The 25362-nt window shown below is 52.3% G+C and carries 21 protein-coding genes; 4 read left to right on the top strand and 17 right to left on the bottom strand.

Annotated features, from left to right (window positions below; translation table 11 throughout):
• Positions 1-66 precede the first annotated feature (66 nt).
• From JQN73_RS18405 to JQN73_RS18425, 5 genes are all read right to left on the bottom strand, one after another.
• Positions 67-1539 carry a DNA polymerase Y family protein gene (locus JQN73_RS18405; RefSeq protein ID WP_205320407.1) on the bottom strand — a complete coding sequence of 491 codons (1473 nt, stop codon included), beginning with the start codon at positions 1537-1539 and terminating at the stop codon, positions 67-69.
• Between the two features lie 43 nt (positions 1540-1582).
• Positions 1583-2464 carry a translesion DNA synthesis-associated protein ImuA gene (imuA, locus tag JQN73_RS18410; protein ID WP_240162323.1) on the bottom strand — a complete coding sequence of 294 codons (882 nt, stop codon included), beginning with the start codon at positions 2462-2464 and terminating at the stop codon, positions 1583-1585.
• Positions 2465-2798: 334 nt separating this feature from the next.
• Entirely contained in the window at positions 2799-3155 is a 357-nt protein-coding gene (locus JQN73_RS18415) for a DUF86 domain-containing protein (RefSeq protein ID WP_370551374.1), read from the bottom strand.
• 16 nt (positions 3156-3171) lie between these two features.
• Positions 3172-3438: a nucleotidyltransferase family protein gene (locus JQN73_RS18420; RefSeq protein WP_240162604.1), complete on the bottom strand. Its 267-nt coding sequence runs from the start codon at positions 3436-3438 to the stop codon at positions 3172-3174.
• Positions 3439-3599: 161 nt separating this feature from the next.
• Positions 3600-4340 carry a glutathione S-transferase gene (locus tag JQN73_RS18425; RefSeq protein ID WP_205320408.1) on the bottom strand — a complete coding sequence of 247 codons (741 nt, stop codon included), beginning with the start codon at positions 4338-4340 and terminating at the stop codon, positions 3600-3602.
• 122 nt (positions 4341-4462) lie between these two features.
• Between JQN73_RS18425 and JQN73_RS18430 the strand changes: the two genes are divergently transcribed.
• On the top strand, positions 4463-5407 hold the full coding sequence (locus JQN73_RS18430; protein WP_205320409.1) for a hypothetical protein: 945 nt from the start codon (positions 4463-4465) through the stop codon (positions 5405-5407).
• A 46-nt stretch (positions 5408-5453) separates the two neighbouring features.
• Here JQN73_RS18430 and JQN73_RS18435 read toward each other — a convergent pair whose 3' ends face one another.
• The gene (locus JQN73_RS18435) at positions 5454-6380 is read right to left on the bottom strand and encodes a LysR substrate-binding domain-containing protein (protein ID WP_205320410.1); all 927 of its coding nucleotides are present in this window, start codon (positions 6378-6380) and stop codon (positions 5454-5456) included.
• 169 nt (positions 6381-6549) lie between these two features.
• A complete protein-coding gene (locus tag JQN73_RS18440) occupies positions 6550-7473 on the bottom strand; it encodes a DedA family protein/thiosulfate sulfurtransferase GlpE (protein WP_205320411.1) in 924 nt (307 codons plus the stop codon).
• Between the two features lie 346 nt (positions 7474-7819).
• Between JQN73_RS18440 and JQN73_RS18445 the strand changes: the two genes are divergently transcribed.
• The 3 genes from JQN73_RS18445 to JQN73_RS18455 all read left to right on the top strand — a co-directional run bounded on the left by JQN73_RS18445 (position 7820) and on the right by JQN73_RS18455 (position 9636).
• Positions 7820-8605, top strand: a complete 786-nt coding sequence (locus JQN73_RS18445; protein ID WP_205320412.1) for an SDR family oxidoreductase — start codon at positions 7820-7822, stop codon at positions 8603-8605.
• A gap of 424 nt (positions 8606-9029) precedes the next feature.
• A complete protein-coding gene (locus tag JQN73_RS18450; RefSeq protein ID WP_205320413.1) occupies positions 9030-9344 on the top strand; it encodes a hypothetical protein in 315 nt (104 codons plus the stop codon).
• A gap of 136 nt (positions 9345-9480) precedes the next feature.
• Positions 9481-9636 (top strand): hypothetical protein, encoded by a 156-nt coding sequence (locus JQN73_RS18455; RefSeq protein WP_205320414.1) that lies wholly within the window; start codon positions 9481-9483, stop codon positions 9634-9636.
• A gap of 265 nt (positions 9637-9901) precedes the next feature.
• Here the strand turns inward: JQN73_RS18455 and JQN73_RS18460 are convergent, their stop codons facing one another.
• The 10 genes from JQN73_RS18460 to JQN73_RS18505 all read right to left on the bottom strand — a co-directional run bounded on the left by JQN73_RS18460 (position 9902) and on the right by JQN73_RS18505 (position 25159).
• Positions 9902-12589 carry a hypothetical protein gene (locus JQN73_RS18460; protein WP_205320415.1) on the bottom strand — a complete coding sequence of 896 codons (2688 nt, stop codon included), beginning with the start codon at positions 12587-12589 and terminating at the stop codon, positions 9902-9904.
• A 416-nt stretch (positions 12590-13005) separates the two neighbouring features.
• Positions 13006-14100, bottom strand: a complete 1095-nt coding sequence (locus tag JQN73_RS18465) for a hypothetical protein (protein ID WP_205320416.1) — start codon at positions 14098-14100, stop codon at positions 13006-13008.
• Between the two features lie 143 nt (positions 14101-14243).
• Positions 14244-17210, bottom strand: coding sequence for a hypothetical protein (locus JQN73_RS18470; protein ID WP_205320417.1), 2967 nt, complete (start codon positions 17208-17210; stop codon positions 14244-14246).
• A gap of 80 nt (positions 17211-17290) precedes the next feature.
• Entirely contained in the window at positions 17291-18301 is a 1011-nt protein-coding gene (locus JQN73_RS18475; protein ID WP_205323461.1) for an SIS domain-containing protein, read from the bottom strand.
• Positions 18294-19478, bottom strand: coding sequence for an N-acetylglucosamine-6-phosphate deacetylase (gene nagA / locus JQN73_RS18480; RefSeq protein WP_205320418.1), 1185 nt, complete (start codon positions 19476-19478; stop codon positions 18294-18296). Before nagA ends, JQN73_RS18475 begins: the two co-directional genes overlap by 8 nt.
• Before the next feature lie 199 nt (positions 19479-19677).
• Positions 19678-20586 carry a BadF/BadG/BcrA/BcrD ATPase family protein gene (locus JQN73_RS18485; RefSeq protein ID WP_205320419.1) on the bottom strand — a complete coding sequence of 303 codons (909 nt, stop codon included), beginning with the start codon at positions 20584-20586 and terminating at the stop codon, positions 19678-19680.
• A gap of 86 nt (positions 20587-20672) precedes the next feature.
• Positions 20673-21824 carry an ABC transporter ATP-binding protein gene (locus tag JQN73_RS18490; RefSeq protein WP_205320420.1) on the bottom strand — a complete coding sequence of 384 codons (1152 nt, stop codon included), beginning with the start codon at positions 21822-21824 and terminating at the stop codon, positions 20673-20675.
• A gap of 67 nt (positions 21825-21891) precedes the next feature.
• Complete coding sequence (locus JQN73_RS18495; protein ID WP_205320421.1) at positions 21892-22749, bottom strand: carbohydrate ABC transporter permease; 858 nt, start codon at positions 22747-22749, stop codon at positions 21892-21894.
• Between the two features lie 10 nt (positions 22750-22759).
• Entirely contained in the window at positions 22760-23674 is a 915-nt protein-coding gene (locus tag JQN73_RS18500; protein WP_205320422.1) for a carbohydrate ABC transporter permease, read from the bottom strand.
• Between the two features lie 192 nt (positions 23675-23866).
• A complete protein-coding gene (locus tag JQN73_RS18505; RefSeq protein ID WP_205320423.1) occupies positions 23867-25159 on the bottom strand; it encodes an ABC transporter substrate-binding protein in 1293 nt (430 codons plus the stop codon).
• Positions 25160-25362 lie beyond the last annotated feature (203 nt).

Raw genomic sequence — 25362 nt, forward strand, 5'->3', positions numbered from 1 at the left:
GCGATATTACGTGTTTGCAGGCTGCTTTATTTAATAGTTTTATTGTTGAATGAAATACTTAATTTATTAGGCATATAGCCCGTGTAAAAACCAATTTATTTCTTCACCATTGCGTTCGCGATAGACCCAATAGCGTGCCGCTTCACTACCTTCTGCGATGAAATAATCGCGTACCACAAGACCTTCGTCCCACCATCCGGCTTCGATCCTTTCCGGGCCGGAAAGCAGTCTCAACGGTGAGCCGTAAAAGGGCCTGTGATCGCGTACTAGCAGGGCCAGTGGTTGTTGTAAAAGCCAAAATGGCCGCTCGCTCGACATGCGCGGGTTAGTTTTCGTTGCGAGGGCATTGCCAGCGGCCTGCCACGCATTCGCCACTTCTGGACGATGATCTGCCAACATTGCCGGTGATAACACATTCTCTGCGCCGAGACGGGCGGTCAGCAATTCCAGCAAACGATGATAATCGGCTGTCGTGCCGCCCGGCTCAGGGAAAAGTGAGGCGGTGGGCGGTAACATCGGCGTGACGTGGGTTGCGTTGAGCCGCAGGGCGATGATGGGCGCGCTTAGTTGAAAGCGGCCCAGGCGCTCCTTTAGCAAGCGCAGCAAATGTGCTTCATGCCAGGCTGGTTCCGCGAGGGTTATTTCAAGACTACTCGGGGCAATTGCCTGACGTCCGCGTTCATGTTCCATAGAAAGCACAAAACCAGAGATCGCCAACTGTTGCGCTGTCAGCCAACCGATCATTTGCTGGATCAATCGACGCGCACCGAATAACACCGCTTCTGCATGCTCTATCCGGTCCGGCAACTCCAGATAGGTGGAAAATTCTTTTGGCGCTTGTACCCATTCGAACAATTCCGGGGCGACGCCATAAGCACAATCCAGCGCTTCCAATATCTGCTTGTCGCTACGACGCTGCAATCCGGCCCGTGGCAGCTTACGAAGGTCACCAAGAGTGCGACAGCCAATTCCCTCCAGCCAATCTTGATAAGGATGCGTCGCAGGCAATACCGAAAATGGTAAAGCCGGCATGTACCGCAGCAACGTATCGAGGCGTACGCAGCGACGTTGTTTGCGCAAATGAGAGCGGGATAAATAACGTGCTAAAAACCACGCTCCCTGAGCCGTCGGTGCCATGCTGATCTGTGCGCTGAAGCCGAGCGCATCAATACTTGCGCATACACGTCGACATAGCCTCAAGCGACCACCGAAAGCACTGAGGCTGGCGCTAATGTTGATCAGTACGGTGGCTTCTTCTGCATGCGTGACCTCCGGTGTGTATTGCAACAATGTCAGGGCTACCGCATCCAGTGCACTTTGCTCCTTGCTCAGATCACGCTCATACAGCGCAGTCTCTGGGGCGATCGCTATCACACCGCCACGCCGCATACCCTCACGTACACCGCTGGCGGCTGCGTCGGTTGTCATTGACAAAACCTGGTCGTGGTCCATTATCGCAACCATGCCGGAGGCAGACCAGCGTGGGCGATACGTTTCCAGCGGCAACAAGGGAAGATGTACACCAATCCACAAAGGCATGTGCGTAGCCCCCTAAAAAGAGTTCTCAGGCGTCAGGATTGCGTCAATAGCGATGCGGTCTCGGCAATTCCTCATACTGGTTTTGACTCACCAGTGCGAATTCTTTGTTATGACTCTGGTTCTGTTTCACAGGCTGGTCTTTTGAGATTTCCATTGTTGAGCGGGCTGTCATATTCGTATTTTGATCCGTATTATTTGTGCTTACTTCGTGAGTTGAGGTATTTGATGTGACTTCCGCTTCCTCTGATAGAGCGTTATTGCCCCACGGCAGATACAGCGGTTGGGCGTGTTGCGGCCCACGTCGCTTGAGTAGCTGTACTTCAACGCCGTTATTGGCAGGACGCATCAATAACCTTAAAGGAGCCGGTGACGACTCATGCGCCGCACTTAAAGGTCTTATCATCCACAACATGGTATCGCTGGCTTGTGCAGCAAGATGCAAACGTCGCAGTGCATCGGACCGGATATGCGGCTGCCAGAACAGCAGTGCGCCGCAACTTCCATTACGTAATATTTGCTCCGCTGACCAGAGTGCATCCGCACTGCCGGAAGTCTTGATCCACAGCAACCGATGGGCTGCCAGATCCCAACCGTTCCAGGCGGCTATATGGGGGAGATGAGGCGGTTGTAACAACACGACGTGGCGATTTTCCTGGGTGATAACGGCGAGTACCGGTTGCAATAAATGCATTTCTCCGCTGCCAGCTTGTTGCAATAAGAGTTCAATTAGGGCCGAATGCGGCCAGCCGCCGTTGGGTAACTCCTGATCCAGCGCGGCATAACCCGAGGACATGACCGCACCACGATAGGACGACATTTGATTGCCGCGCCACAATGCATGCGGCAGCGTTGCTACTAGCGATTGTGCGGCGGCCGAAATGTTGCTTGGGCGCGCAGGCATAAAAATAGGTGGGTTAGCGGACATGATTTAACTGAATGGCTTGTCTGGTAGCGTTTTTGCTACTTTGTACTGTATAAATATACAGTACTTTTGCATAAATCTATTAGCCAATTTCGTTATAGGTTTGCTTTGAATCAGTTTTTTCGGCGTTTGGTCGATCTCTCATCTATCAATTAGATTTCCCTCTAAAAGAGAAAGTTAATTTCAGAAGGACTAGAATTGCTACTCAATATTATCTTGGCAAGTATTTTTGATACGAATGACCGCAGCAAAAGCTGGGAAAATGATAAGCAAAGAGGGAAGTCATAATGGAGACGCCCCCTTAAAAGCTTTTGTTGATTATTTTTCTGTCAATTAATCAGGGTGCATTATTTCCAATTGCATTGTCATGTGCCAGCGTCTGGACTTGTGCATACAAACCAGAAAGCACGCTATGTATTGTTTTCCAAACAATTTCCAGGTCCACTTTAAAATAACCATGTACAACTACGTTCCGCATTTGATAGGCGTATGCCAAGGGCAATTCAGGATGCGCCGTAGCAAATTGAGGGTGGTGCTTGCTGATGTTATTGATGGCCTCAACCATGATTTCAAAATTGCGTATTACCGCACTTGCACCAGTTCGTTCTGCAGAAAATCTATCTCGCTCATGTTGTCGGTGTACCGTTGAATGCGCTCGATAGCTTGAAGAATGTGACCCAAATAGTCCGCTAATCGTTGGTCATCTTTCCTCATATTGGCAATGCTTCTGCGAGAACGGCAACACGGAATTTCTCCGGTAATGCTTTCGGGGTCAAAACATCGATTGGAACATCTAAAAGTTGCAGCAGTTCATGCCGGATAGCACCGATGTCGAACAGAGTAGTGTCCGGCGTGGGATCGATCAGGATGTCCAGATCACTCCCTTCTGTGTCGCTACCATGTACCACGGAACCAACTACACGCGCATTTCGGCCACGGTGCAACTCCACGATACGGCGGATAGCTTCACGATGTATTTAAAGTGCCGTGGATGGTCTCATCGATTATTCCTTTATTGAATTGTTGCCTTATCCATTAGCTCTTTACCGTCCTTTCCCAACACCGCATACGTATGATCGTATCATCTTAAGGAAGTGGATGGGTTCATTGCGCGCCACCCAAGTGTCGCAACATAAATTTAACGATCCAACTCAGGATAGCGGCGAAAAATGCCTTGCTGATTGAAGGCGATGCGTCTGGAAGAGGCCAGATATCGGGCTATTCGTGGTTGCGTGGCGACTTGTTGATGGAGCGCTATTAGGCGCGGGTAAGTGGGGGACAAGCGCTTCATCGTTTTTGGAAAAGCATAGCGCAATCCAGCGATGATCTGGAACAGCGACAGGTCGACGTAGGATAATTTGTCACCGATCAGATAGGTATCGCTGTGTGGATTGCTGGTAATAATTGATTCAAAGTAATCGAGAAATTTAGGTAGTCTTGCGCCGGTAAAATCAGTGGCGCGAAGCAAGGCTTCGGGCTTTTGATCTTTATAGTAGAGACCGCTTGCTACGGGGTGGTGGGTGTCGTGCACTTCGGTGACGAGATCGGCGATGGTGAGTTGCAGCTGATGCGCCCATAGTCGTGATGCTTCATCCTCAGGGACAAGATTAAGTCGTGGTCCCAAAAACAAAAGAATATTGGCTGTTTGTCCAATGCATACATCGCCTGCCTGCAAAAATGGCGGCGCAAAAGACGGTAGCGGATTGATTGTATTTTCCATCAACCGCAGCATGGCCGGTACTCCCATTCCGCTGCGTTCGGAGCGCCGCGCTACATCGGTATAGCTTGCGCCTGCTTGTTCCAACGCCAGACGAATAAATTCACCACGTCCTTGAATCGTCGGCCAGTAATAGAGTTTGTAGTAGAGTTTATCGGGCATGACACCACTATAGCTGGAAGGGTTTATAAAACACAAGCGTTGCTAATCATATTGCATGATCGCGGGCCTGCTATCCGATATTTTCAGCGGATAAACTCTGATGGCAGTAATATAGTGTCAGGATGAATATCTTATTTAAGAAATATTCAATTGGTTCGATGTTGCACCTCATCGCCATCTGTGTGTTTTGTACAGGGGCTGGGCTGGCTGCTGCCGCAGGCATAGAAAGGCCACCAAACGCTGAGCCACTTTCTGCCAATGCTTTACGTGCAAGGTTTGCCGACCTGAGCGGGCAGCTTAACCATAACCAATTCAATCGACCGCTATATCTCGACTCGACTGAGTCTTCCAGCCATCTGAAGGGCGATATCTACGCGCTCGTGAACTATCCGTTTGCGACGGTTAATACCGCGCTAAACGATCCGACACACTGGTGCGACGTGTTGACGTTGCACCTTAATGTGAAATATTGCCGCGCTTCAATCGATAAAACCGGCGATACGTTGTTGGTGAGTATTGGAACGAAAAATGATAAGCCGCTATACGAAGCTTTTGACGTCAAGTTTTCTTACAATATGGTTGCCACCACACCGGATTATTTTGCCGTGCGGCTGAGTGCGAAAACCGGCCCTCTCAGCACCAGCGACTATCACATACAACTTGAAGCAACCTCAGTCCCGAATGGTAAAACGTTCATTCATCTCACCTATTCTTATGCTTACAGTTTTACCGGGCGTTTAGCCATGCAAAGTTATCTGGCAACCATTGGCCGGGATAAAGTGGGGTTTACGACTGAAAATAGTGCCGGTAAGTCGCCGCATTCCGGTTCGGATTACATCAGCGGCGTGCGCGGTCTGGTCGAGCGCAATACGATGCGCTATTACCTCGCCATCGACTCCTATCTTGCCGCGCTTTCTGCACCGCCTGAAGCACAGCATGAAATGCGTTTACAAAGCTGGTTTACCTCAACCGAGCAATACGCCAAACAGCTGCACGAAATGGATCGGGCTACCTACCTTGAGATCAAACGCAGCGAGTTTCGGCGTCAGCAGAAGTCACCGTCGTAGTGGCTTTGGTTTGAACTGCGTGTGTTTATTCCAATCATTTTTCGGCTCAATGAATCCCTTGTGCCGTGCGTTCAATGAGACGCTGCAACACATCTGACTGCTTCATTCGCGCAATCCACCAAGCCAGTGCTGCGCCATTTTCCCCGGTCCGCCACGCCAGATAAAATTGTTCATCCTGGCGTGGCTCTTCTACTTCTTTCTCTACTAACAGACCGGAAGCAAGCGCGGCTCGGGCACATGTTTCTGGCAAAAATCCGAACCCGATCCCGGCTACCTGCAATGCGAATTTGCTCTGCATATCCGGGACCGATAAGGTGTCTTGTCCGAGCAGAAGCCCGACGGTGCGTGCTGCCATTTTTCTGGCAGAATCGGCTACCGTGATGGCCCGATAGGGATGCAAATCGGCTTTACTTAATGGCTGCGATATTGCGGCAAGAGGATGGGTTGGTGCTACTGCGAAGATGAATGCCAGGCTTCCCAGCGGTTCAGCAATATAGCCGCCACCGGCGGGGCCTTCACCCGGTGCCCCAATCAGCAGATCGACGCGACGATCAAGCAAAGCCTCCCATGTGCCATCTAGCGATTCCCGCGCAATCCGCAAGCGGGTATGTTCGGTCACCGCATAAAAGGCTGCGATATCAGTCGTCAGCGCTGCGCCGGAAAAGAGTGAATCCAAACCGATTGTAAGCTCGGTTTCCCAGCCAGATGCCACGCGCCGGACCCGATGTTGGAGGTCTTCTGCGGCTTTCAAAATATAGCGCCCCTCTTTTAAGAGTTCCGCACCAGCCGCGGTTAGCGTGACTTTTGGGCCATGCCGGTCAAATACTTGTACGCCTAAATCCTGCTCCAGTTTGGCTACGGTGTAAGAGATGGTCGAAGGAACGCGATGTAAGGCAACCCCGGCTGCCGAAAACGAACCGCGCCGGTCTATGGCATCGAGAATTTGTAGCGCGTCGATACTTAATCTGAGCATGCCAACTTTCAGGAAAAATAGCTGAATTTAAGCGCAAATCCAGCGTGACGTTTGAACCGAATGGAGGCGCAAAAAAGGACGGTTCAAAAAGTTGACGGGGGAAATACGTCCGGCCTGGCTTGGTCCGGCCTGGCTTGGTCCCGCTGGCTTGGCCCGGGCAGAATTGGTATCAAGTCTCGACAGGGTAGCCAGCCGCAATCCATGCGTCGATACCGCCGGTCAATGGGCGCACCTTTTTATAGCCGCGTTGTATCAACTGTTTGGCGACGATCGCCGCCGAAGCTTCGTTGGGGCATGCGCAGTAGACAATGATTTCCTGATCCGCTGTGACATCAAGAGTGAAAGTATTGATTTGTTGAATTGAAGTAACGACCGCGCCCGGAATCCAGCCTCGCTGTTGCGCTACCGGAGTTCTCACATCCACAATCGCTGGCTTGATACCCTGCTGGAGCAATTGGTCCAGTTCTGCCACCGAAATGCGGGCCATTGAAAGCGACTTCATGAAGCGTTTGCGTTGCCACCATTTTCCGACTACGAACACGGCTATGCCAGCAAGGATTACCGCCAAACCGGTTTCGCCCAACTCCTCCAGTAGCAGTAACAACTGGTCAATCGTCGCGCTGAAGCGCGAGCCGAGATAAATAGCCAGACCGGCCCATAGCGCCGCGCCGACGCCATCGAATAACAGAAAAGTCGGCCGCCGCGTGCCAATGGTGCCCGCCAATGCGCTGGCAATGGAAGCAAAGCCCGGCACAAATTTGGCGACTAACAACGAGGGCGCACCCCATCGTGCATAAATCGCTTCCGTCTGACGCACGCATGAATCTGGCGACAACGAAATGCGGCACAACATCCCCATCACTTTCCTACCGTAGCGTTTTCCTGCCAAATACCAGCCATAGTCAGCAATCAAGGCTGCTCCCACAGCGGTCAGCATTAACAACGTCGTGGAATATTCCCCACCGCTGGCAAGTGCGCCCGTGATGATTAACGTCGGGTAAGCAGGCAGCGGCACACCCAATTGCGACAGCAAAACATTAAAAAAAACGATGATCAGACCGTATTGCTCGATCAGTTGGAGCAGATAAGACATTTAAGCTCCAGAGCGACGATATTCGATGTTGTTAAGCGGTGGGTGCATGGCGATCACTAAAGTCTGATGAAGAATGTGCAGAAAGCATGAAGGATTAAAGTAAAGCATAGGCCATTTTACTGCCTGGCGTGACGGAGAGCATATTGATCGTTGTTTTTAGCCGGACAGCACGTAATGTGTTCTTTTAAACATCGTTTTGAGCCGCGTAAGCACAAGCAACAAGCAATAAGCAAGCAATAAGCAAGCAATAAGCAAGCAACAAGCAAGCAGCAAGCGCCAAGCCACGGCGAGGCGTTAAAATGTGTGCATAATATAAGACATTCCTCAACCACCAGAGACCATCGAAATGACGCAAATACAGTCATCAAAATCCACCCATTCCGCCCAAAAGGTTGCTCTAGTTACCGGTGCAGGTTCCGGAATCGGGAAAGTTATTTCTCTAGCGCTACTGAACAATGGCTACGCTGTCGTGTTAGCAGGCCGACGACTTGATGCGCTCAACGCGACTGTCGCTGAAGCAGGAGAACATGGCGTGAATGCATTGGCAGTGTCCGCCGACGTCAGTGATCCAGCGTCAGTGAAACGATTATTCTCGCAAACGCAGGCGCGTTTTGGACGCCTCGATTTGTTGATCAACAACGCAGGTGTTTTTACGCCTTCTGTCTCGCTCGAAGACGTTGACTACGCCAACTGGAAAGCCTCCGTCGACATCAATTTAACCGGCGCATTTTTATGTACACAAGAAGCGTTCCGAATCATGAAAGTGCAACAACCCGGCGGCGGACGCATCATCAACAACGGCTCGATCTCAGCCCACGCGCCCCGGCCAAATTCAGTCGCGTACACCGCAACCAAACACGCCATGACAGGCCTGACCAAAGCCACCTCGCTAGACGGACGCAAATACAATATCGCCTGCGGACAAATTGACATCGGCAACGCAGCAACAGACATGACAGAGCGAATGGGGCAGGGCATCTTGCAGGCAAACGGCGAGATGGCAGCAGAACCCAGAATGTCAGTCGACCACGTCGCAGAAGCAGTGCTATACATGGCCAGCTTACCGCTAGGCGCGAACGTACAGTTCATGACAGTGATGGCGACAAATATGCCATTTGTCGGCAGAGGATAATCAATCGCCGCGCCGGATTTTTCGGCGCTAAATAATCGACTACACGCATTCCTATCCAAGATTTGAAAATCGCTTCTTCACAAAAGACGCGATGATGTTCTATACTCTCAGCTTCTCCGAGAAAAAAGAGAATGGGCTTGATAACCTAAATGTACAAGGCGCACAGACGGCGCAATGCCGTTTTCCGTGTATACCTTTGTTGCGCTTTCTTTGGGCGACAATGGTAGGGAGGCTTCGGCCTGCCGGCAGCCTTGTACGCTGGTTTATCAACCCTGTCATTTGTCGCCCACCCCGCTTGATAACGGGGCGCGGTCTAACCGTACAAGGAACCAACAATGTATAGCATCATCACGTTTACTCCCTCCAGCATTACACATAAAAATACAGCGCTCTTCATCCACGGTAACGACGGAAGGGCACAATCATGACCGAACCGAACATCCCAGGCTCCGAGCAAGATGCATTCCATCAAGCATTCTCGTGGTTACCATCAGACCACCAAACCGATAAGCCCGCACAATTTTATGGCCGCACGGTAGACATCTGCCGCGGCATCCAGACCTGCCTGGAAATTGTCCACTTCAGCACTCTGGATCGCGGCACCGACGCAACCCCAGCGCTAAACATCATCGACACCGAGCGCCTGGTACGTCTAGCACTAACATCCTCCCAGATGCTGGCAGAAAACGCAGCAACAAACATCGACGAACTAACGACAAAAACGGCAAATAACCAATAAAATACGACCCCCGATCTAATAGGTGAGAGCGCCTTTATTAAAAGCCGCTCAAACCCAACCACGTAGATCACGCCGTAAAGCCCAATCAAAAGGCCCAACGCCGAAGTTGAGTTTGAAGTTGAGTTTGAAGTTGAGTTTGAAGTTGAATTTGACGTTGAATTTGACGTTGAGTTTGACGTTGAGTTTGACGTTGAGTTTGACGTTGAAGTTGAAGTTGAAGTTGACCTACCCCGACATTGAAGCTGCCAAGTATTTCAGTCGCCAGTCGGGAATTGTTGGGAAACATGTCTGAGCCGCAGGCGAGTTGGTTTCTCAACCCGACTGGCGGCTGAAATGCTTGGGAACCCGAAGGGCAGCATCACTGCGGTCGCCTTTTCTTTGGTTACTTTCTTTTGGCGAAGCAAAAGAAAGTAACTAGCTGTCGGGCTACCCCCGACAAGCCCCCACGGAGCAACAGCCGTGTTAATTAGAGATAAACGTAATCAGCACCCAGCCCCACGGAGCAACAGCCGAATCAATTAAAGATCCCCGTAAATAAAACACACCATGCACCCACCCTACAACCCCGCCCCAGAAGCCCCAGAGAACCCACCCCCATCATCAAACCGCCCCCGCTTAGCATCCACCCCTCCCGACCCATAACTCTCCCGAGACCTCCACCGCCCCCTCTTCAAATTAGCCTCAGCCCCCCTCCGAAACTCCAATTCATGAATAATCTGCAGCATCTCATTAACCCCAGAAAACGATACCGGAAGCCCTCCAACATGATTAACCACATGCCAGATCGCCTCATTACGAACAACATAAAAATTATCGCTATTTTCCAAAACGTCAAATGGATAAACATCCCCTTCCGGTGACCGCACAGATTGAATATCACCCTCATTATTTTCATAGACAATCCAATACGCAACCCCCGGAATTGATTGGACCTCAGTGCGCTCCACCGCATCCATCGGCCCCGACAACAAAGGCGAACCAGGAGGCGTAAATTGCAATCCTTCAAGCCCGAGAGAACTCGGCGCAGGAGACCCCATGGCAAAATCCCCATAATCCCCCAACGCCTCAAAATCCTCACGAGACCAACGCCCACCAGATGCCGCCGGTGACGAACAATACAGATCATAAAAAGAAGGAAGACTCGGTGTCGGAGATGCTTGAGGAGTACCGTTATATTCTTCAAAGTCGTCCTGAGCCAAGGACCTTGTTGGAGATCCCTGCAAAGAAGCAGACAGCCCCTCAAGATCAAGCAGACTCGCAGCAGGCGATCCTTCTGAAGAGAAATATAGATCATCAAAATCCAACGGGCTCGAAGCAGGCGATTCCTCTGGAGAGAAATATAGATCATCTAAATCAAGCGGACCTGAAAGAGCAGACGAGCCAGGTAAATCAGTTTCTTTTTCGGCCCTCCGTAATGCGCTCACGTCATTTTTGAACCGGTTCCGCAAGGATGCCTCATTGACGTCCGACAGGCGGCAGTAGTCCGATATACTGAGGCCCGGGACTTCGCGTTTCAGCCGCCGGGCATAAGGCATATTGTCCTCATCATGACATCGCGGATGGCTGATCTGGGCATTGATGGCCGCCGGCGAGAGCTTTTTAAACATCGACCGGTTGCGCAGGCTCGACTCATTTACGTCCGACAAAATGGCGCAGTCCCTTAGATTAAGAAATGGATTTCCCGCTTTGAGCCGTATCGCATAGGCCATATTTTCCTCTCCATCGCTGCGTGGATTGCGGTCTCCGGCTGCCCGCGCTTCCGCGGATAACATCTTAAACTCCGACCAGTTGCGCAGGCTCGAATCATGCAGGTGCGCCAAAATAGAGTAGTCCGCTATGCGAAGGTTTGGGATTTCTTTTTTCAACCGCAGAGCGTAGCTTTTATTATCTTCGCCTTCAATTCTTGGATGACTGATTTCGGCAGCCTTACCAGCCTCTGACAGAACTTTAAACATCGGCAGAGCCCATAGGCTCGTTTCACTTACCCCCGATACTCCCGAATAATCTCTGATGGTCAAAGTAGGAACTGTCGCTTTCAGTCGCACGGCGTAGGCCATGCTACTCTCGTCTGTCATGCGCGGATTGGCATTTTTCGCCGCGACGGCGGCCGCAGATAACGTCTTAAATCCCGGCCGGTTGCGCAGGGTTGACTCATTTACCGTCGTTATCCCGCAGTAGTCCGCTATAGAAAGGTGCAGGTCGTTAGCTTTCAGCCGCAGAGCGTAGTCCATACTCTTTTCGCCATCATGGCGCGGATAGTTGGCTTTAACTTCTTCAGCGGCGGCGGAAAGTGTTTTGAATTCCGGCCGCGCCCGCAGGATCATCTCAAGCATGCCGGACAGCAAGCCGCAGCTCTTTGCACTCAGAGTCGGGATTTCCCGTCTTAGCCGCAGGGCATAAGTTTCGTTACTTTCATCCGGCACGCGGGGATGGCTGATTCCGGCCTCTATGGCTTCCTGCGGCCATGTTTTAAAAGCCGACCGTGCGCGAAGAGTAGATACGTTCGTACCTGATAGCCTTGAGCAGTCAGACACATTGAGGGACGGGACTGCCTTTTTGAGCCGTAGCGCATAGTCCACGTTCTGCTCTCCTTTTTTTCGCGGATGGTTGATCTTGGCCACATTGGCGGCCGCGGTGAGTGTTTGAAACTCCGACCGGTTCCGCAGGAATGCCTCGCTGACCTCCGATAGCGCGCAGTAATCCGATACAGTGAGGGTCGGCACTTCCCGCCTTAGCCGCAGAGCATAGGCCATATTCCGCTCACCCACCTGTCTCGGGTGGCCGGCCTGTACCTTGCTGGCTTGCGCGGACAGCGTTTTGAATTCTGACCTAACTCGCAGGATTGACTCATGCGTCTCCGATAGCACGGAGATGTCAGATACGGTGAGGGTTGGAAGCTGCCGCCTCAGTCGCAGGGCGAAGGTTATATTATTTTCAGTAGGCTCGCGCGGATGGCTGATCTGGGCATCTTTGGCTGCCGCTGACATGGTTTTGAATTCCGGCCGGGCCTGCAAGGTTGACCTATGCACGTTCGACAGCGCAAACAAGTTTGAAATGCGCAGGCTTGGATAGTGCTGTTGCAACCGCTTGGCATAGGCCATATCCTGTTCGCCTGCCTCACGTGGATGCGTGTTACCAGCTTCTATCGCCTCTTGTGATAGCGCCAGATCAGCCGGAAATATCCACTGTTGCTGATTCGCAATAGTACGGCCAAATTCACGGATTTGTTCGTGTGGGGTCAGCATGAGTGATGCTAGCCGTGGATGCAGGATTGTCGCGCTACTTAGGGAAGAATCAAGTGCCATGCGTAAATCTTTTTTTGCTATCCGCGCGGCCTGATTCGCTGTGGGCAAAGATGAGATGCTATCGCGTGAATAACACACGTTAGAGACTCTGCTGACATGTGCCGCCAGACGGGATGTTTGGAGATGGGCGCTGTTGCTGGGTCGGGGCATGGGCCTTGAGGTGGGCGCAAGATTTCCGGTGATGTGCAAGCTGTTTCCTTTAAAGTGAGTTTGTCCGTGCTTCGAGGCGGAGCCGGAAGGGCGGCCAGGGCGGCCCCTCATCCAGACCGTACCTAACTTCCGGCCAGGTAACCTCACGGCGATCTAAACGACGGTGCTTTGTTGGGCCGCTCTGGCGCATAGCTTTTACGTGATCTCTATTGCCTTATTCGAATTGCCGCCGATGCTCTTCGGAACTCTTCTTCATTAATGATCAGCTGCATTTCATTGTCGTCAGCGAAGGATAGGGCGGGTCCTCCTACATGATTGACAACGTGTATGACGGTGGCATCGCGAATGACATAAAAATTATCGCTGTTGTCAATCACGTCTAATGGATATTCGATACCCTCCGGCGAGAATACCGATTGAATTTCGCGATCCTCATTTTCATTGACTATCCAATATGGGAAGTTGTGTGTTGGTGGCCGGTTAATGGGCTGGCACTGAGCTGCCGATTTTGCCAGTGGAAGGGATGCGGAAGATTGCGCATGGCTTGACCGGGTCTGGCCGGTTGCCGCTGGAAATATTTTTGACGCCGGCGGGTTTCGCAGGGTTGACTCGCCTATCGCTGACAGCGTGGTAGGGTCAATAACGCTGCGGTTCCTGGCTCGGGCGTTTAATCGCATGGCATGGTCTGCATTTCCCGCGCCGGATTGGTGTGGATGCTTTCCTCGAGCATCTTCGGCTGCCGCGCACAACGTTTTAAATGCAGACCGGTCGCGTGCGGTCACCGTCTGCAACCCCGAAATCATGAGAGAGTTTTCTACAGTCAGGCTCGGAATTTCCTGTATGAGCCGCAGTGCAAAGGTCAGGTCATCCTTGCGTACTTCCCGGGGAAGCCTGATTCTTGCTGCTTGGGCCGGCGGGGATGGCGTTTTGAATTCCGACGGCAGCGCGCGCTTGGCCGGAAATAGCCACTGCTGCCGATGCCGGTTAGCGCTGCCCAATTCTCGCAATTGTTCGCGTGGCGTCAGCAGGAGTGACGTTGGCTGTACGTTCGGGGCTTCTGTTTTATTCTGGGCATATGTCACTGCCAAGCGTAAATCTGTTTTTAGCAGATGCGCGTTTTGATGCGCGATGGCCAGCGATGGGATGCCATCGAATGAACAAGATGCGTTAGTGACACTGTGTACATGCGAAGTCAGGCGGGATTGTTGCTGCTGTGCAGCGCCAACGCGATGGGAAATGCCACGCGAGACGGGTGCAGGATTTTGGGTAATGTACAAGCTGCGTTCCTTGATTGATTCCATGCGAATCCATGCGAATCCATGCGAATAAAATCGATGGGTCCGGGTGGGTTGATTAAATAGTTCTTCTGGGAAATATTTTACGCATCATCTCATTGAATGTTGATTGCCGACAACCTTAAAAGCGTCTGTAGCGTTCCAATTGGCTACGTTGCAGGGTCGGAGCGAGACCTGCCTCCCTGGCCGGCAGACTGCGCCGAACCCCCGCCCCCTTTACCATCACGGTCTTCTACACGATGACGCTCTGCTTTGGCGCTCTCGAGGACATAACTGTCGCGTGACCGCCATCGCCCTTTTTTCGCAATTGTGGCTGAGACTCGCCTGAACTCCAGCGCATCGATGATTTCGTGCATCTCATGAACGTTTGCGAAAAATAGGGGAGTCGATCCTGCGTGATTGACGATATGCAAGACGCTGTTATCGCGAATGACATAAAAATTATCACTGTTGTCGAGAACGTCAAATGAATATTCATCACCGTCCGGTGACCACACGGATTGAATTTCGCCGTCCGCGTTTTCATAGACTATCCAATACGGGAAGGCGGGTGGTGGCAACACATGATCTGTCGGCGTTCGAATCAATGGTGAAACGGGCGGTGTGAAAAAGATGTCGTCAAGGGCAAGAAGACTCGGTGCAGGAGATGGCTGTGGAGAACCGACATAGTCTCCAAGCTCAGCAAAATCATCATGCGCAAACGCGCCGGCAGGTGCTGCCGGTGAGGAAAAATAGCGATCAAAAAGAGTAGGAAGACTGGGCGCCGGAGATGCTTGTGGCGTACCGCTATATTCTTCAAAGGCGTCAAACTCGTCATGAAGTAACGGACCGGCAGAAGCCCTTTGCGGGGAAGTCGGCAGACCATCAAGATCAAGAAAACCTGGCGCAGGGGATTCCGGCGAAGAACAAAAGAGATTGTCGAGATCAAGCAGATCCGGCGCAGGAGATCCCGGCGGCGAGCAATACAGATCTTCAAGATCAAGAAGGCCAGGCGCGGGTAATGCGCTTGCGAAGCTCACCTGTCGTTGGGCCCTCCAAGGCGCTGTCGGTTCGTCTTTGAACCGTTTCCGCAGGGTCGCCTCATTGATCCAGGATAGTCCGCTGTAGCTCGACATACCGAGGTTCGGGACTTCCCGTCTCAGCCGCAGCGCGTAGGTCAAATCTTTTTCGCCGATTTGTCGTGGATACTTTGCTCCAGCGTTTTTGGCCGCTACCGAAAGCCTTTTGAATATCGGACGGTTGCGCAGAGTAGATTCACTTACCCTCGATAATATGGAACAGTCCGATATGCGCAGCGTCGGTACTGCACTTTTCAGCCGCAGGGCATAGGTCATATTTGCTTCGTTAATGCGGCGCGGGTATTTGGCTTCGGCGGCGTGGGCGGCCATGGATGGCTTTTTAAACGCCCGGCAAGAGCGTAGGAGTGCATTTCGCACCCCTGTGAGCAAAGAGTAGTCAGCTATGGTGAGGGCAGGGGCCTCTTCTTTCAGCCGCAGGGCATGCGTCATATTATCTTCGCCTTCATTGCGCGGATAGTGTGCTTTCACTTCTTCTGCGGCTGCGGACAATATTTTAAAGGCTGGCAGGGACCATAGGCTGGTTTCAGTGACGCCTGAAAGCCCGGAGTAGTCCCGTATATTCAGGTTCGGGACTTTCTCTTTTAGCCGCAGCGCATAGGCCATATTATCCTCGTCGTTACCCCGTGGAAAGCGTTCTCCGGCGACTCTGCCTGGGAGGGACAGCTTTTTAAACGTCGAGCGGTTCCGCAACGTCGACTCGTTTACGTCGGATAGACCGGTGTAGTCCGCGATACTGAGGTTGGGCATTTCCTTTTTCAATCGCAGGGCATAGTCCATATTGCCCTCGCCACTATGTCGCGGATACTTTGCTCTTGCTTCTTCTGCAGCTGCGGACAGCGTTTTAAATGCAGACTGGTTGCGCAGGGTCATTTCATGCATCCCCGAAATCAGGGCGCAGTTCCTCACGCTTATGCCTGGAATTTCCCGTCTTAGCCGCAGTGCGTAAGCCAGGTCATCCTCGTGTGGTGCGCGCGGGTGAGCCCTCCCGGCATCCTTGGCGAGCTGGGGCACGACTTTAAACGCCGAGTGCGCGCGTAGGGCTGACTCCTTCGCGCCTGAGAGTGCCGAGCTGTCAGGAACGCTGAGACTCGGTAATTCCCGCTTCAGGCGCAGGGCATAGGCCGTGTTCTGCTCACCTCGCTGCCGCGGATGGCTATTTCTTGCTTCTTCGGCGGCTGCGGAAAGCGTTTGAAATTCCGGCCGGTTTCGCAACGTGCTCTCCGGCACCCCCGACAGTCCGCAATAATTCGATGTGTTGAGGTTCGGCACTTCGCGTCTAAGTCGCAGGGCATAGGCCATGCTACTTTCGGCATGACGTCGCGGAAACCTGACTCGCGCTTCTTTGGCAGCGGTGGACAGCGTTTTAAACTCGGGCCGCGCTCGCAAGATAGATTCATGCGTCTCCGATAGTGCAGATAAGTCCGCTATGCTGATGGTTGGCGCATACCGTCTCAGTCGCAGTGCATAAACGATATTCTTCTCGCCAGGCTCGCGTGGATAGCGGATACCGGCCTCTTTGGCGACGGCTGACATTGGTTTGAAGTCGCGCCGCGCTGAGCGGGGCAACTGCTGTCTCCCTGCTAATGCAAAATGAGGCAGAAGGTTGCGGTGTGGATGGTGTGGGCAGAGCGGGCTCTGGGTTTGATCTGCATTCGGCACGTTCAACTCCTGCGGATGGCTGTTCGTGGCGACTCTGAGCAGAGGGGGCGGGGCGTGATCAGCCGGGAACGCCCATAGTTGCTGGTGCTTGTTTGCGCTCCCTAATTGCGCCATTTGCGCGTTTGTTGTCAGTAGCAGTGATGCTAGCTGCGCCTTTATTATTTCTCCGCTGTGGGCAAATTTCAGTGCTGAGTGTAAATCCGTCCTTGATATCCACGCGGCCTGTTTCACTTTGGTTGGAGACGAGGCGCTGGCGAGTGAATAAGACAGGCTGGAGACACTGTTTATATTCAATGCCATACGGGATTGTTGCTGCGCTTCGGTGCTGCGAAGAGGCATGACACTTGCGCTGAGCGCAGGATTTCCGGTGATGAGCAAGCTGTTTCCTTTGGTGTGATTTTATCCGTGTCGTGCTTTTCCAGTTCCTTGATTAAAAATGCGCCTGCCACCGCAATATGCTAGCTAGTTTTTGTCACTTTGCTTAAATGACGCGGTTGGTCCGGATTCATACCACGGGCCGCTGCCAGGTGGGCTGCCATGACATAGAAGGCTTGAATGGCGACGATGGGATCGAGGTCTGGGTTGGTTGCTATGGGCAGCGTAAGGTTACGTTCGGCGACGTCATCGGGTGCGGCGAGCAGGACTTTGGCACCGCGTCCGCGCATTTCTTCGGCAAGTTTTAGTAATCCGATTTGCGTCGGACCGCGCGTGGCGAATATCAATAGGGGATAGCCTTCCTCGATGAGCGCCATCGGTCCGTGTTTGATTTCGGCTCCGCTAAATGCTTCGGCCTGGATTGCGGAGGTTTCCTTGAATTTTAGGGCGGCTTCTAACGCTAACGGAAAGCTGATCCCGCGTCCTACCACCATGATGTTGGTGGCCGGGGTTAAAATGTCGAGGGCTTCGGACCAATCGCAGCGGGTTGCTGCGTCTAATGCTTCCGGCAAGGCATCCAGCGCGCTCAGGAACGCAGGATCGTCCTGCCAGTGACCGGCAAGTAATGCACCGGCGACCAGGCTGGCAATAAAGCTTTTGGTGGCGGCGACGCTCAATTCGGCACCGGCGTGCAACGGCATGCTCCATTCTGCGCTGGTGGCCAGCGGCGATTCAGCATCGTTGACGAGGGCGACCGTGGTCGCGCCGCCGTCGCGGAAGTAACGAATGGGGGCGATAACGTCGGGGCTTTGCCCCGATTGCGAAATGGCAATGGCGAGCGCGTCACGCGCCACCAGCGGTGCATTATTCAATGTAAGTAATGACATCGGTAGCGATGCAACGATGCGACCGAGGCGTGCCATGATCAGGTAAGCGCAATAGCTGGCTGCATGATCGGAGCTGCCACGCGCTACTGTCAGGATGCTGGTGGGTGGTTCAGAGCGTAATCTGCGCCCGAGTTCTGCGTAGCGATCGCGGTCTTGCGCTAACTGGATGGCAACATGGGCGCTGGCAGAGCATGCTTCTTCAAGCATGCGCGATTGTTGGGGCGATGTGGGATTTGAGGTCAATCTGTTCTCCTTCTACGTAGACGGCCGTCAGATTTAGCTGGCGGTCGAATACTAAAATGTCAGCGAAGCAGCCGTTTTGAAGGCGCCCGCGTTCTGTGATGCCAAGATAATCAGCCGGGTAGGTTGATGTGCGTAGCGATGCTTCCGCCAAATCAAGACCAAGCGCTACCAGATTGCGTAAAGCCTGATCCATGGTCAGGGTGCTACCGGCCAGCGTGCCATCGGCGAGACGCACGCCTCCCATGCATTTATGGACGACCTGCCGTCCGAGCATATACTCGCCGTCCGGCATGCCGGATGCAGCAGTAGAGTCGGTTACACAATATAAACGTGGGATGGCGCGCAAGGCCGCTTTGATTGCGCCGGGATGCACGTGCAACAAATCGGGAATCAACTCAGCATATTCGGCATGGGCCAGCGCAGCCCCAGCCATGCCTGGGGCGCGGTGATGAAAGGCGCTCATGGCATTGAAGAGATGCGTAAAGCCGGTGGCGCCATTGTGCAGAGCAGCCACGCCATCTTCGTAGGTGCCGAGCGTATGACCGATCTGGACACGCATGCCGCTGGCACTCAGGGTCTTCACCAAAGCCAGATGGCCGTCCACCTCAGGCGCGATGGTGATCAGTTTGAGGGGGGCAAAACTGCGTAGCCAGTCAACTTGCTCCAACGTTGCTGCCACCGCGAAGTCGGGTTGTGCGCCAAGTTTGCCGGGATTAATGTAGGGTCCTTCCAGATGCGCCCCGAGCACGCGCGCGCTGCCGTGGCTGCGGTGCAGACAGGCGCGCCCGATAGCGCTCAACGCGGCTTCCAGATCGGCTGGTGGGGCGGTCATGGTGGTCGCTAACATGCTGGTGGTGCCGTGCTGCGCATGCATTTTTGCGATGACATTGACAGCTTCCCCTGCGTCCATTACATCTTTGCCGCCACCACCATGAACGTGCAAATCGATAAATCCGGGCAAGATAAAATGGTCGTAGGGCGAATGGCCTAAAGGCGCATCACCTGGCGGAGTGGCTTGACTTGGATCAAAGTCCAACGCTTGTCCGCTGATATCAGTGATTAAATCGGTGAAACTGATGGCACCGGCGATCCAGCCTTTTGCCGTGAGCACATTGCCATGCAGTTGCTTGGTTGAGGACATCAAACTTTCTCCGTACTAAGTAGGGGACATACATCAAAAAATCTTGATGCCTTGGACGATCGGAATGAATCCAAGCTAAAGTCATCGCTTAAGTCATCGCTCCAGTCATCGCTCAATTCATCGCTCAATTCATCGCTCAATTCATCGCTCAAGTCATCGCTGTAAGATGGAAAGCATCGCATTACCATGATCATCATCATCATCGCCCCAGATGTTGAAGTATCAGTAGCAACCCACCACTTGCCGAATCGGCTTCCGGCAGAACGGTACGCTGTTGCAACGGCTTCGGCAGGTAGTCTTCCAATACGTGGGCCAGGCCACCGCATAGCGCTAACGGTAATTGTTCCGACGCGTCCAGCGCCAGTGCCATTTTTGCTACTTCTTCGCCGGCTCTATAAAGCATATTCCTGGCGACGTCTTCGTGTATTGCATGTTTGATGATAAATGGTGCCAGTTGTGCGTACATGCTTTGATTGGCCTTTGCCAGCCAGCCAAGAACGCTATCGCGGTTGCCTTTATCGGTGCCATCGCCACCGCAATATTGCATGATCGTGGTCGCCAACGGAGAGTCCGCTGCGCGGCCGTCGAACACCTGCTGCACATAATTGATTGCCAAAATGCCTAACCAGGCACCGCTGGCTTCATCGCCAGATGGAAACCCCCAGCCGCCGATAATCTGCTTGGTTCCATCTGGTTTGAGCACTGCTCCGATACTGCCCGTGCCGATCGCGATGATGGCACCGGGACGGCCCTGATGTGCGCCGAGCAGGGTGGTAATGGCGTCCGAGGCAACCACGATGCTGCCAAATCCCGGGTTAAGTTCGGTGAACTCGGTCGCCCATGCTGGTACGTTGACGCCGGATAAACCAAAACCCGCTGCGATTCTGTTATAGGACGGCGGTTGAATGCCAGCTTTGTGAAATCCTTCGTTGGTCGCTGATACGATCGCGGCCCACGCTTTGTCGCGCCCATGCATGAGCGCCGACGGTCCAGCGGTCGCTTCGGAAATGATTCTGCCATCGGTGTGTGCAATACGCACCTGGGTTTTTGTGCCGCCGCCATCGACGCCCACCAGATACGCGTAAGTTGCGTCAAGCCCTGTTTTCAATTCAAATCCTGTTTGTTTTACGTGTCGTAAAAGTTTATCTATTTTTATCTCCGAATGGTGCAAAAAAATGAAATGTGGGGATTGTCTTATGCTGCTGTAGACGATATTTGTTTAGAAGAAATCATATTCCCGGGTTTTGTGCGATGCAATGCATTGCCATTTGCGTCGAATACGTGAAATGCGCTACTGGCTGCCGATAGGGTAATAGGCGCGCCAAGCGGGACTGTATTGTTGCCGTCGCCGCGTATTACGACATCCTGACCGTTTTGTAACGTGGCGTAAATGAAGTTTGCTTCGCCCAAATGCTCTACCATATTTACCGTGCCATAAAATGCTTCGCTGCCGGTGGCATTCTCAAGAATGTGTTCGGGCCGTAAGCCCAAAGTGACCGGATCGCCGATTCGAAGAACCCCGTTGACCTCTGTTACGCAGACATCGGCACGGACTTCCTGACCGCCGTCTAGTTGCACTTTCAAATGGTCCGCTTCAATTGCGGTCACCAGTGCTGAGATTAAATTCATTTTGGGTGAGCCGATGAAGGTTGCTACGAACAAATTTTGCGGCTGCTGATAAAGCGCCAGGGGCGTTCCAGATTGTTGAATGTGCCCCTCGTTCATGACGACGATCTTGTCGCCCAATGTCATTGCTTCGACCTGATCGTGCGTGACATAGACAATGGTTGCTGCCAGCTGGCGATGCAGTTTGGCAATTTCGAGCCGGGTCTGTACGCGTAAGGCGGCGTCCAGATTGGAAAGCGGCTCATCGAACAGGAACAGGCGCGGTTTGCGGACGATGGCGCGGCCAATCGCTACCCGTTGACGTTGTCCGCCTGATAGCGCACGGGGTAATCGATCCAGCAAATGATCGATCTTCAAAATCGCGGCGGTATGACGAATCTGCTGGTCGATGGTATTTTTATCAGTGCCGGCAACTTTCAGTCCGAACGCCATATTTTTGTACACCGTCATGTGCGGGTAGAGCGCGTAGCTTTGAAATACCATGGCGATACCCCGTTCAGCGGGCGGAAGGCGATTGACGACCTGATCGCCAATGGCAATTTCGCCATCGGTCACGTCTTCGAGTCCGCACAACATGCGTAATAACGTCGATTTTCCGCAACCTGAGGGGCCAACCAATACACAAAATTCGCCATCTTCGACGTCGAGATTGATGCCGGCCAACACATCTTGTTTGCCATCGTACGATTTTCGAAGTTGTTTAATACTGACGTTAGCCATGGTTTTTACCTGTTTTTTCTGTGTCGAGAGTTGAATTTCACGCGACGGCATAGGTGTAGATAGTGGTTTATTTGACCGCACCGGATGTCAAGCCGCGTATCAGCTGGCGTGAAAACAGCATGTACAGGATCAAAATGGGGATTACCGCCATTGATAGCGCAGCCAGCACCGAATTCCAGTCTGTGGCGTATTGACCGATAAATTGCTGGACGCCAAGTGTGACCGTTTTTGTGTCGTCGCCCGGGGCCAGGATCAATGGAAACCAGAGATCATTCCAGGCGGGAATCATGGTGAAGACTGCAACGGTGGCGATGGCGGGGCGAATCAGGGGGAGTATCACACGGAAAAAAATCTTGAATTCCCCCACCCCATCGCAACGGGCGGCTTCTTTTAATTCTTTGGGAATCTGTCGAATAAATTCGGACAGAATCATGACGGCCAGCGGTAAACCTTGTGCTGTATAAACAAGTATCAACGCAGTGCGGGTGTTGATCAGGTTGAGCGACACCACCAATTGCAGGATCGATACCGTACCAAGCCGGATCGGAATCATGATACCTAGCGCCAGGTATAGCGCCATCAGGCGACTGCCACGGAACTTGTATTCGGATATCGCCCATCCTGCCATGGCACCAAATAAAACGATTAGCACCAGCGAACCCAGCGTTACGATCAGGCTATTGCCGAAATACAGGATGAAATTAGTATTGGTTAATACCTTTTCAAAGCCGATAAGGGAAAAAGTATCGAGCGTCGGAAAGGCCAAAGGGTTGTCAAAAATGGCATCGCGCGATTTGACCGAATTGATCAGGATTAGCGCAATCGGAAACAGTGCGACTATCGCATAAGCGCAGAGCACGATGTGAACCCAAATGCGCCCGATGTTGCTGAATGAACGGCTGGAAGTAAGGTTGGATGAAGTCATTGGATGGGCCTTACAATTCGTAGCGTGTCAGCTTGCGCTGGACGACATAAAAGTACACGGCGACACCTAGCAGGATGACCAGAAACATGAGGGTTGCCACAGCCGCGCCCATGGTTGGACTGCCGATTTGCGCTTGATAGCCGAAGAAAGTGCGATAAAAGAAGGTGCCTAAAAGATCGGCGGAATAATTGGGTCCGGCCAGCGCACCCTTCACCGAATAAATTAGATCAAACGCATTGAAATTGGCGACAAAAGTCAGAATCGTGACCAGTCCTAACGTGGGTAAAATTAACGGTAATTTGATTTGCCAAAATATACGCCATGCCCCGGCACCTTCGACGTGGGCTGCCTCAAGGACTTCTTCCGGCACCGCCAGTAATGCGGCATAGATCAACATCATGGGGATGCCAATGAATTGCCATACCGAGATCAGGGCCAAGGTAATCAGCGCGGTGGATTGCTGACCAAGCCAGGGCGCGAAGAAGTTCGCCATCCCTACAAAGCCCATCAGCTTTTCGCCGACACCCCATAACGGCGACAGAATCAGTTGCCAGATAAAACCAATGATCACGACAGATAGCAAGGTCGGTAGAAATATCATGGTGCGATAAGTCCGCGCCCAGCGCAGACCTTTGAGGCTAAACAGGGTCGCTAGTAATAATCCTATGGGGTTTTGCAGCAGCATGTGGATGCCGAAAAACTTGAGGTTATTCCACATCGCGTTCCAGAACGCCGTGGACCAGTCCGAATCGAACAAAATGATGTGATAGTTCGACAGACCGACAAAGCGATGGACGCCAGCGTCGTTGGTGGTGTAGAAGCCGAGTCGAAGCGTGTCCAGCAGCGGTAGGGCGCTGAACATCGAATAGATGATCACCGCTGGCGCCAGAAAAACCACGATATGCCAGGGAAATGCTTTTTTCAACGCGAATCTCCAAACAAAAAATTGCAGCAAAAATTGCGGCAAAAAATTGAAGCAAAGAATTGGACCAATACTTACGCAGCTAAGTACGACAAATGCATAAACAGAGAGCGTGACTGATCGAACGGGCTAGCAAACAACAAAAAATGGTGGCTGCATTACCGTTCGTCAGGCTGTTACCGCGGGGTTGATCGTTTATTTTTGCTGTGGCTTGTACCATTTGGCAAAACCGGTCTGGATTTGCGCTGCAGCATCTTTAGGGGCTAATGTGCCATTAATGACTTGTGCATTCACGTTCCAGAGTTCATTTTCCATGCTCGGCGTTCCGCGATTAAGAATTTGTGAATTCAGGCGAATAGTGGACGAGCATGTTTTGCGCCAGTCGACCATTTGCTTGGCAACCGGGTCTTTGACCGTGATCAGATGGTTGGAAAGAGAGAAAAATCCGGTGACTTTATTGGTATAGATGTCTGCAAACTCTTGCGATCCCAACCATGCCAAAAATTTGTACGCATCTTCTTTATTCTTCGACTTTTTGTTAATACCCATTCCGATATCGTTATGGTCGGAGATGTAGCATTTGTCACCCGCTTTTGGCACTGGCGGCGGAAATGCGCCCATTTCCAATTTGGCGTTTGCGTTGAAGTAAGCGATATCCCAGGAGCCGGCGGGATAAATGGCTGCTTTGCCCAGACCGAACAGATTTTGACTATCGCCATAACTTTGTGCGCTCGCTCCTTTGGAGAGATATTTACCAAGCTTGGCCTCGTATTCAAAGGCCGAGACAAATTGTGGATCGGTGAATTTTGCTTTACCTGATATGAGTGCTTTACGGCCTTCTTCACCTTTCCAGTAATTGGGGCCAAGACCGGTAAACATTACCTGGCTAGATTCCCACTGTTCTGCAGTGCCAAGGGCGATTGGGGTATATTTGCCATTGGCTTTGATGGCGTCGAGAATTTTAAAAAATTCTGCTTCTGTCTTAGGCGGTTGAATGTTGAGTTCTTTGAAGATTTTTTGGTTGTATAAAAATCCATGAATGACGGAAGCGATTGGCATACAGAAGGTATCTTTTCCATCATCGGTTTGCCATGCAACCTTGGCTGATGCGGGAAAATTTTCCATGCCCGGTTTGCCATCTAATTTTTCCAGATTGCCTTTTTTATACAGAGATAGCGAGACATCAAAAGGACGGCATGCGATCAGGTCGCCCGCGGTGCCACCGGCCAGACGCGCGGTGACAGTGGAGTCATATTCGGTCGGTGCGGTGGGGGAAAATTTGACCTGAATACCGGGATTTTTTTTCTCAAATGCAGGGATCAGAACGCTCTCCCACAGTGCCTTATCGTCAACGCGCCAGCTTTCAATGGTCAAGGTGCCTGCCTGCGCAGTGGTGACGGCGGCAAATGCTGCGAACGTCGCGAGCACGGCGAGAACGGCATTGCGTAAGGACTGGCCTGCCTGGGGTTTTATGCGAACGGATTGCATGGAATGTCTCCTCTGTATGGTGGGGTAAGGGGCGGTTAGCCGCATTTTTTTGGCAGTTTTTATGCGCTGCTTGCGCTACCGCTGCACGCTTGCATCCCGCTGTGGATTGACAGTAGCACTATCAGAATTGTGACGCCATGCTGCGTGCAGGCCGCTTTTAATACACGGGTAAGTATCTGATTTTATTGAATTTATTGGCTATT

The sequence above is a fragment of the Glaciimonas sp. PAMC28666 genome, from assembly GCF_016917355.1.
Classification (GTDB): domain Bacteria; phylum Pseudomonadota; class Gammaproteobacteria; order Burkholderiales; family Burkholderiaceae_D; genus Glaciimonas.

Excerpts from the sequence above, each read along its gene's own strand:
- JQN73_RS18490 (WP_205320420.1), bottom strand. The coding sequence starts at position 21,824 with ATGGCTAACGTCAGTATTAAACAACTTCGAAAATCGTACGATGGCAAA.
- JQN73_RS18505 (WP_205320423.1), bottom strand. The coding sequence starts at position 25,159 with ATGCAATCCGTTCGCATAAAACCCCAGGCAGGCCAGTCCTTACGCAAT.
- JQN73_RS18460 (WP_205320415.1), bottom strand. The coding sequence starts at position 12,589 with ATGCTGACCCCACACGAACAAATCCGTGAATTTGGCCGTACTATTGCG.
- JQN73_RS18450 (WP_205320413.1), top strand. The coding sequence starts at position 9,030 with ATGACCGAACCGAACATCCCAGGCTCCGAGCAAGATGCATTCCATCAA.
- JQN73_RS18475 (WP_205323461.1), bottom strand. The coding sequence starts at position 18,301 with ATGCTTGAAGAAGCATGCTCTGCCAGCGCCCATGTTGCCATCCAGTTA.
- nagA (WP_205320418.1), bottom strand. The coding sequence starts at position 19,478 with ATGTCCTCAACCAAGCAACTGCATGGCAATGTGCTCACGGCAAAAGGC.
- JQN73_RS18465 (WP_205320416.1), bottom strand. The coding sequence starts at position 14,100 with ATGGAATCAATCAAGGAACGCAGCTTGTACATTACCCAAAATCCTGCA.
- JQN73_RS18440 (WP_205320411.1), bottom strand. The coding sequence starts at position 7,473 with ATGTCTTATCTGCTCCAACTGATCGAGCAATACGGTCTGATCATCGTT.
- JQN73_RS18435 (WP_205320410.1), bottom strand. The coding sequence starts at position 6,380 with ATGCTCAGATTAAGTATCGACGCGCTACAAATTCTCGATGCCATAGAC.
- JQN73_RS18430 (WP_205320409.1), top strand. The coding sequence starts at position 4,463 with ATGAATATCTTATTTAAGAAATATTCAATTGGTTCGATGTTGCACCTC.
- JQN73_RS18405 (WP_205320407.1), bottom strand. The coding sequence starts at position 1,539 with ATGCCTTTGTGGATTGGTGTACATCTTCCCTTGTTGCCGCTGGAAACG.
- JQN73_RS18425 (WP_205320408.1), bottom strand. The coding sequence starts at position 4,340 with ATGCCCGATAAACTCTACTACAAACTCTATTACTGGCCGACGATTCAA.
- JQN73_RS18445 (WP_205320412.1), top strand. The coding sequence starts at position 7,820 with ATGACGCAAATACAGTCATCAAAATCCACCCATTCCGCCCAAAAGGTT.
- imuA (WP_240162323.1), bottom strand. The coding sequence starts at position 2,464 with ATGTCCGCTAACCCACCTATTTTTATGCCTGCGCGCCCAAGCAACATT.
- JQN73_RS18495 (WP_205320421.1), bottom strand. The coding sequence starts at position 22,749 with ATGACTTCATCCAACCTTACTTCCAGCCGTTCATTCAGCAACATCGGG.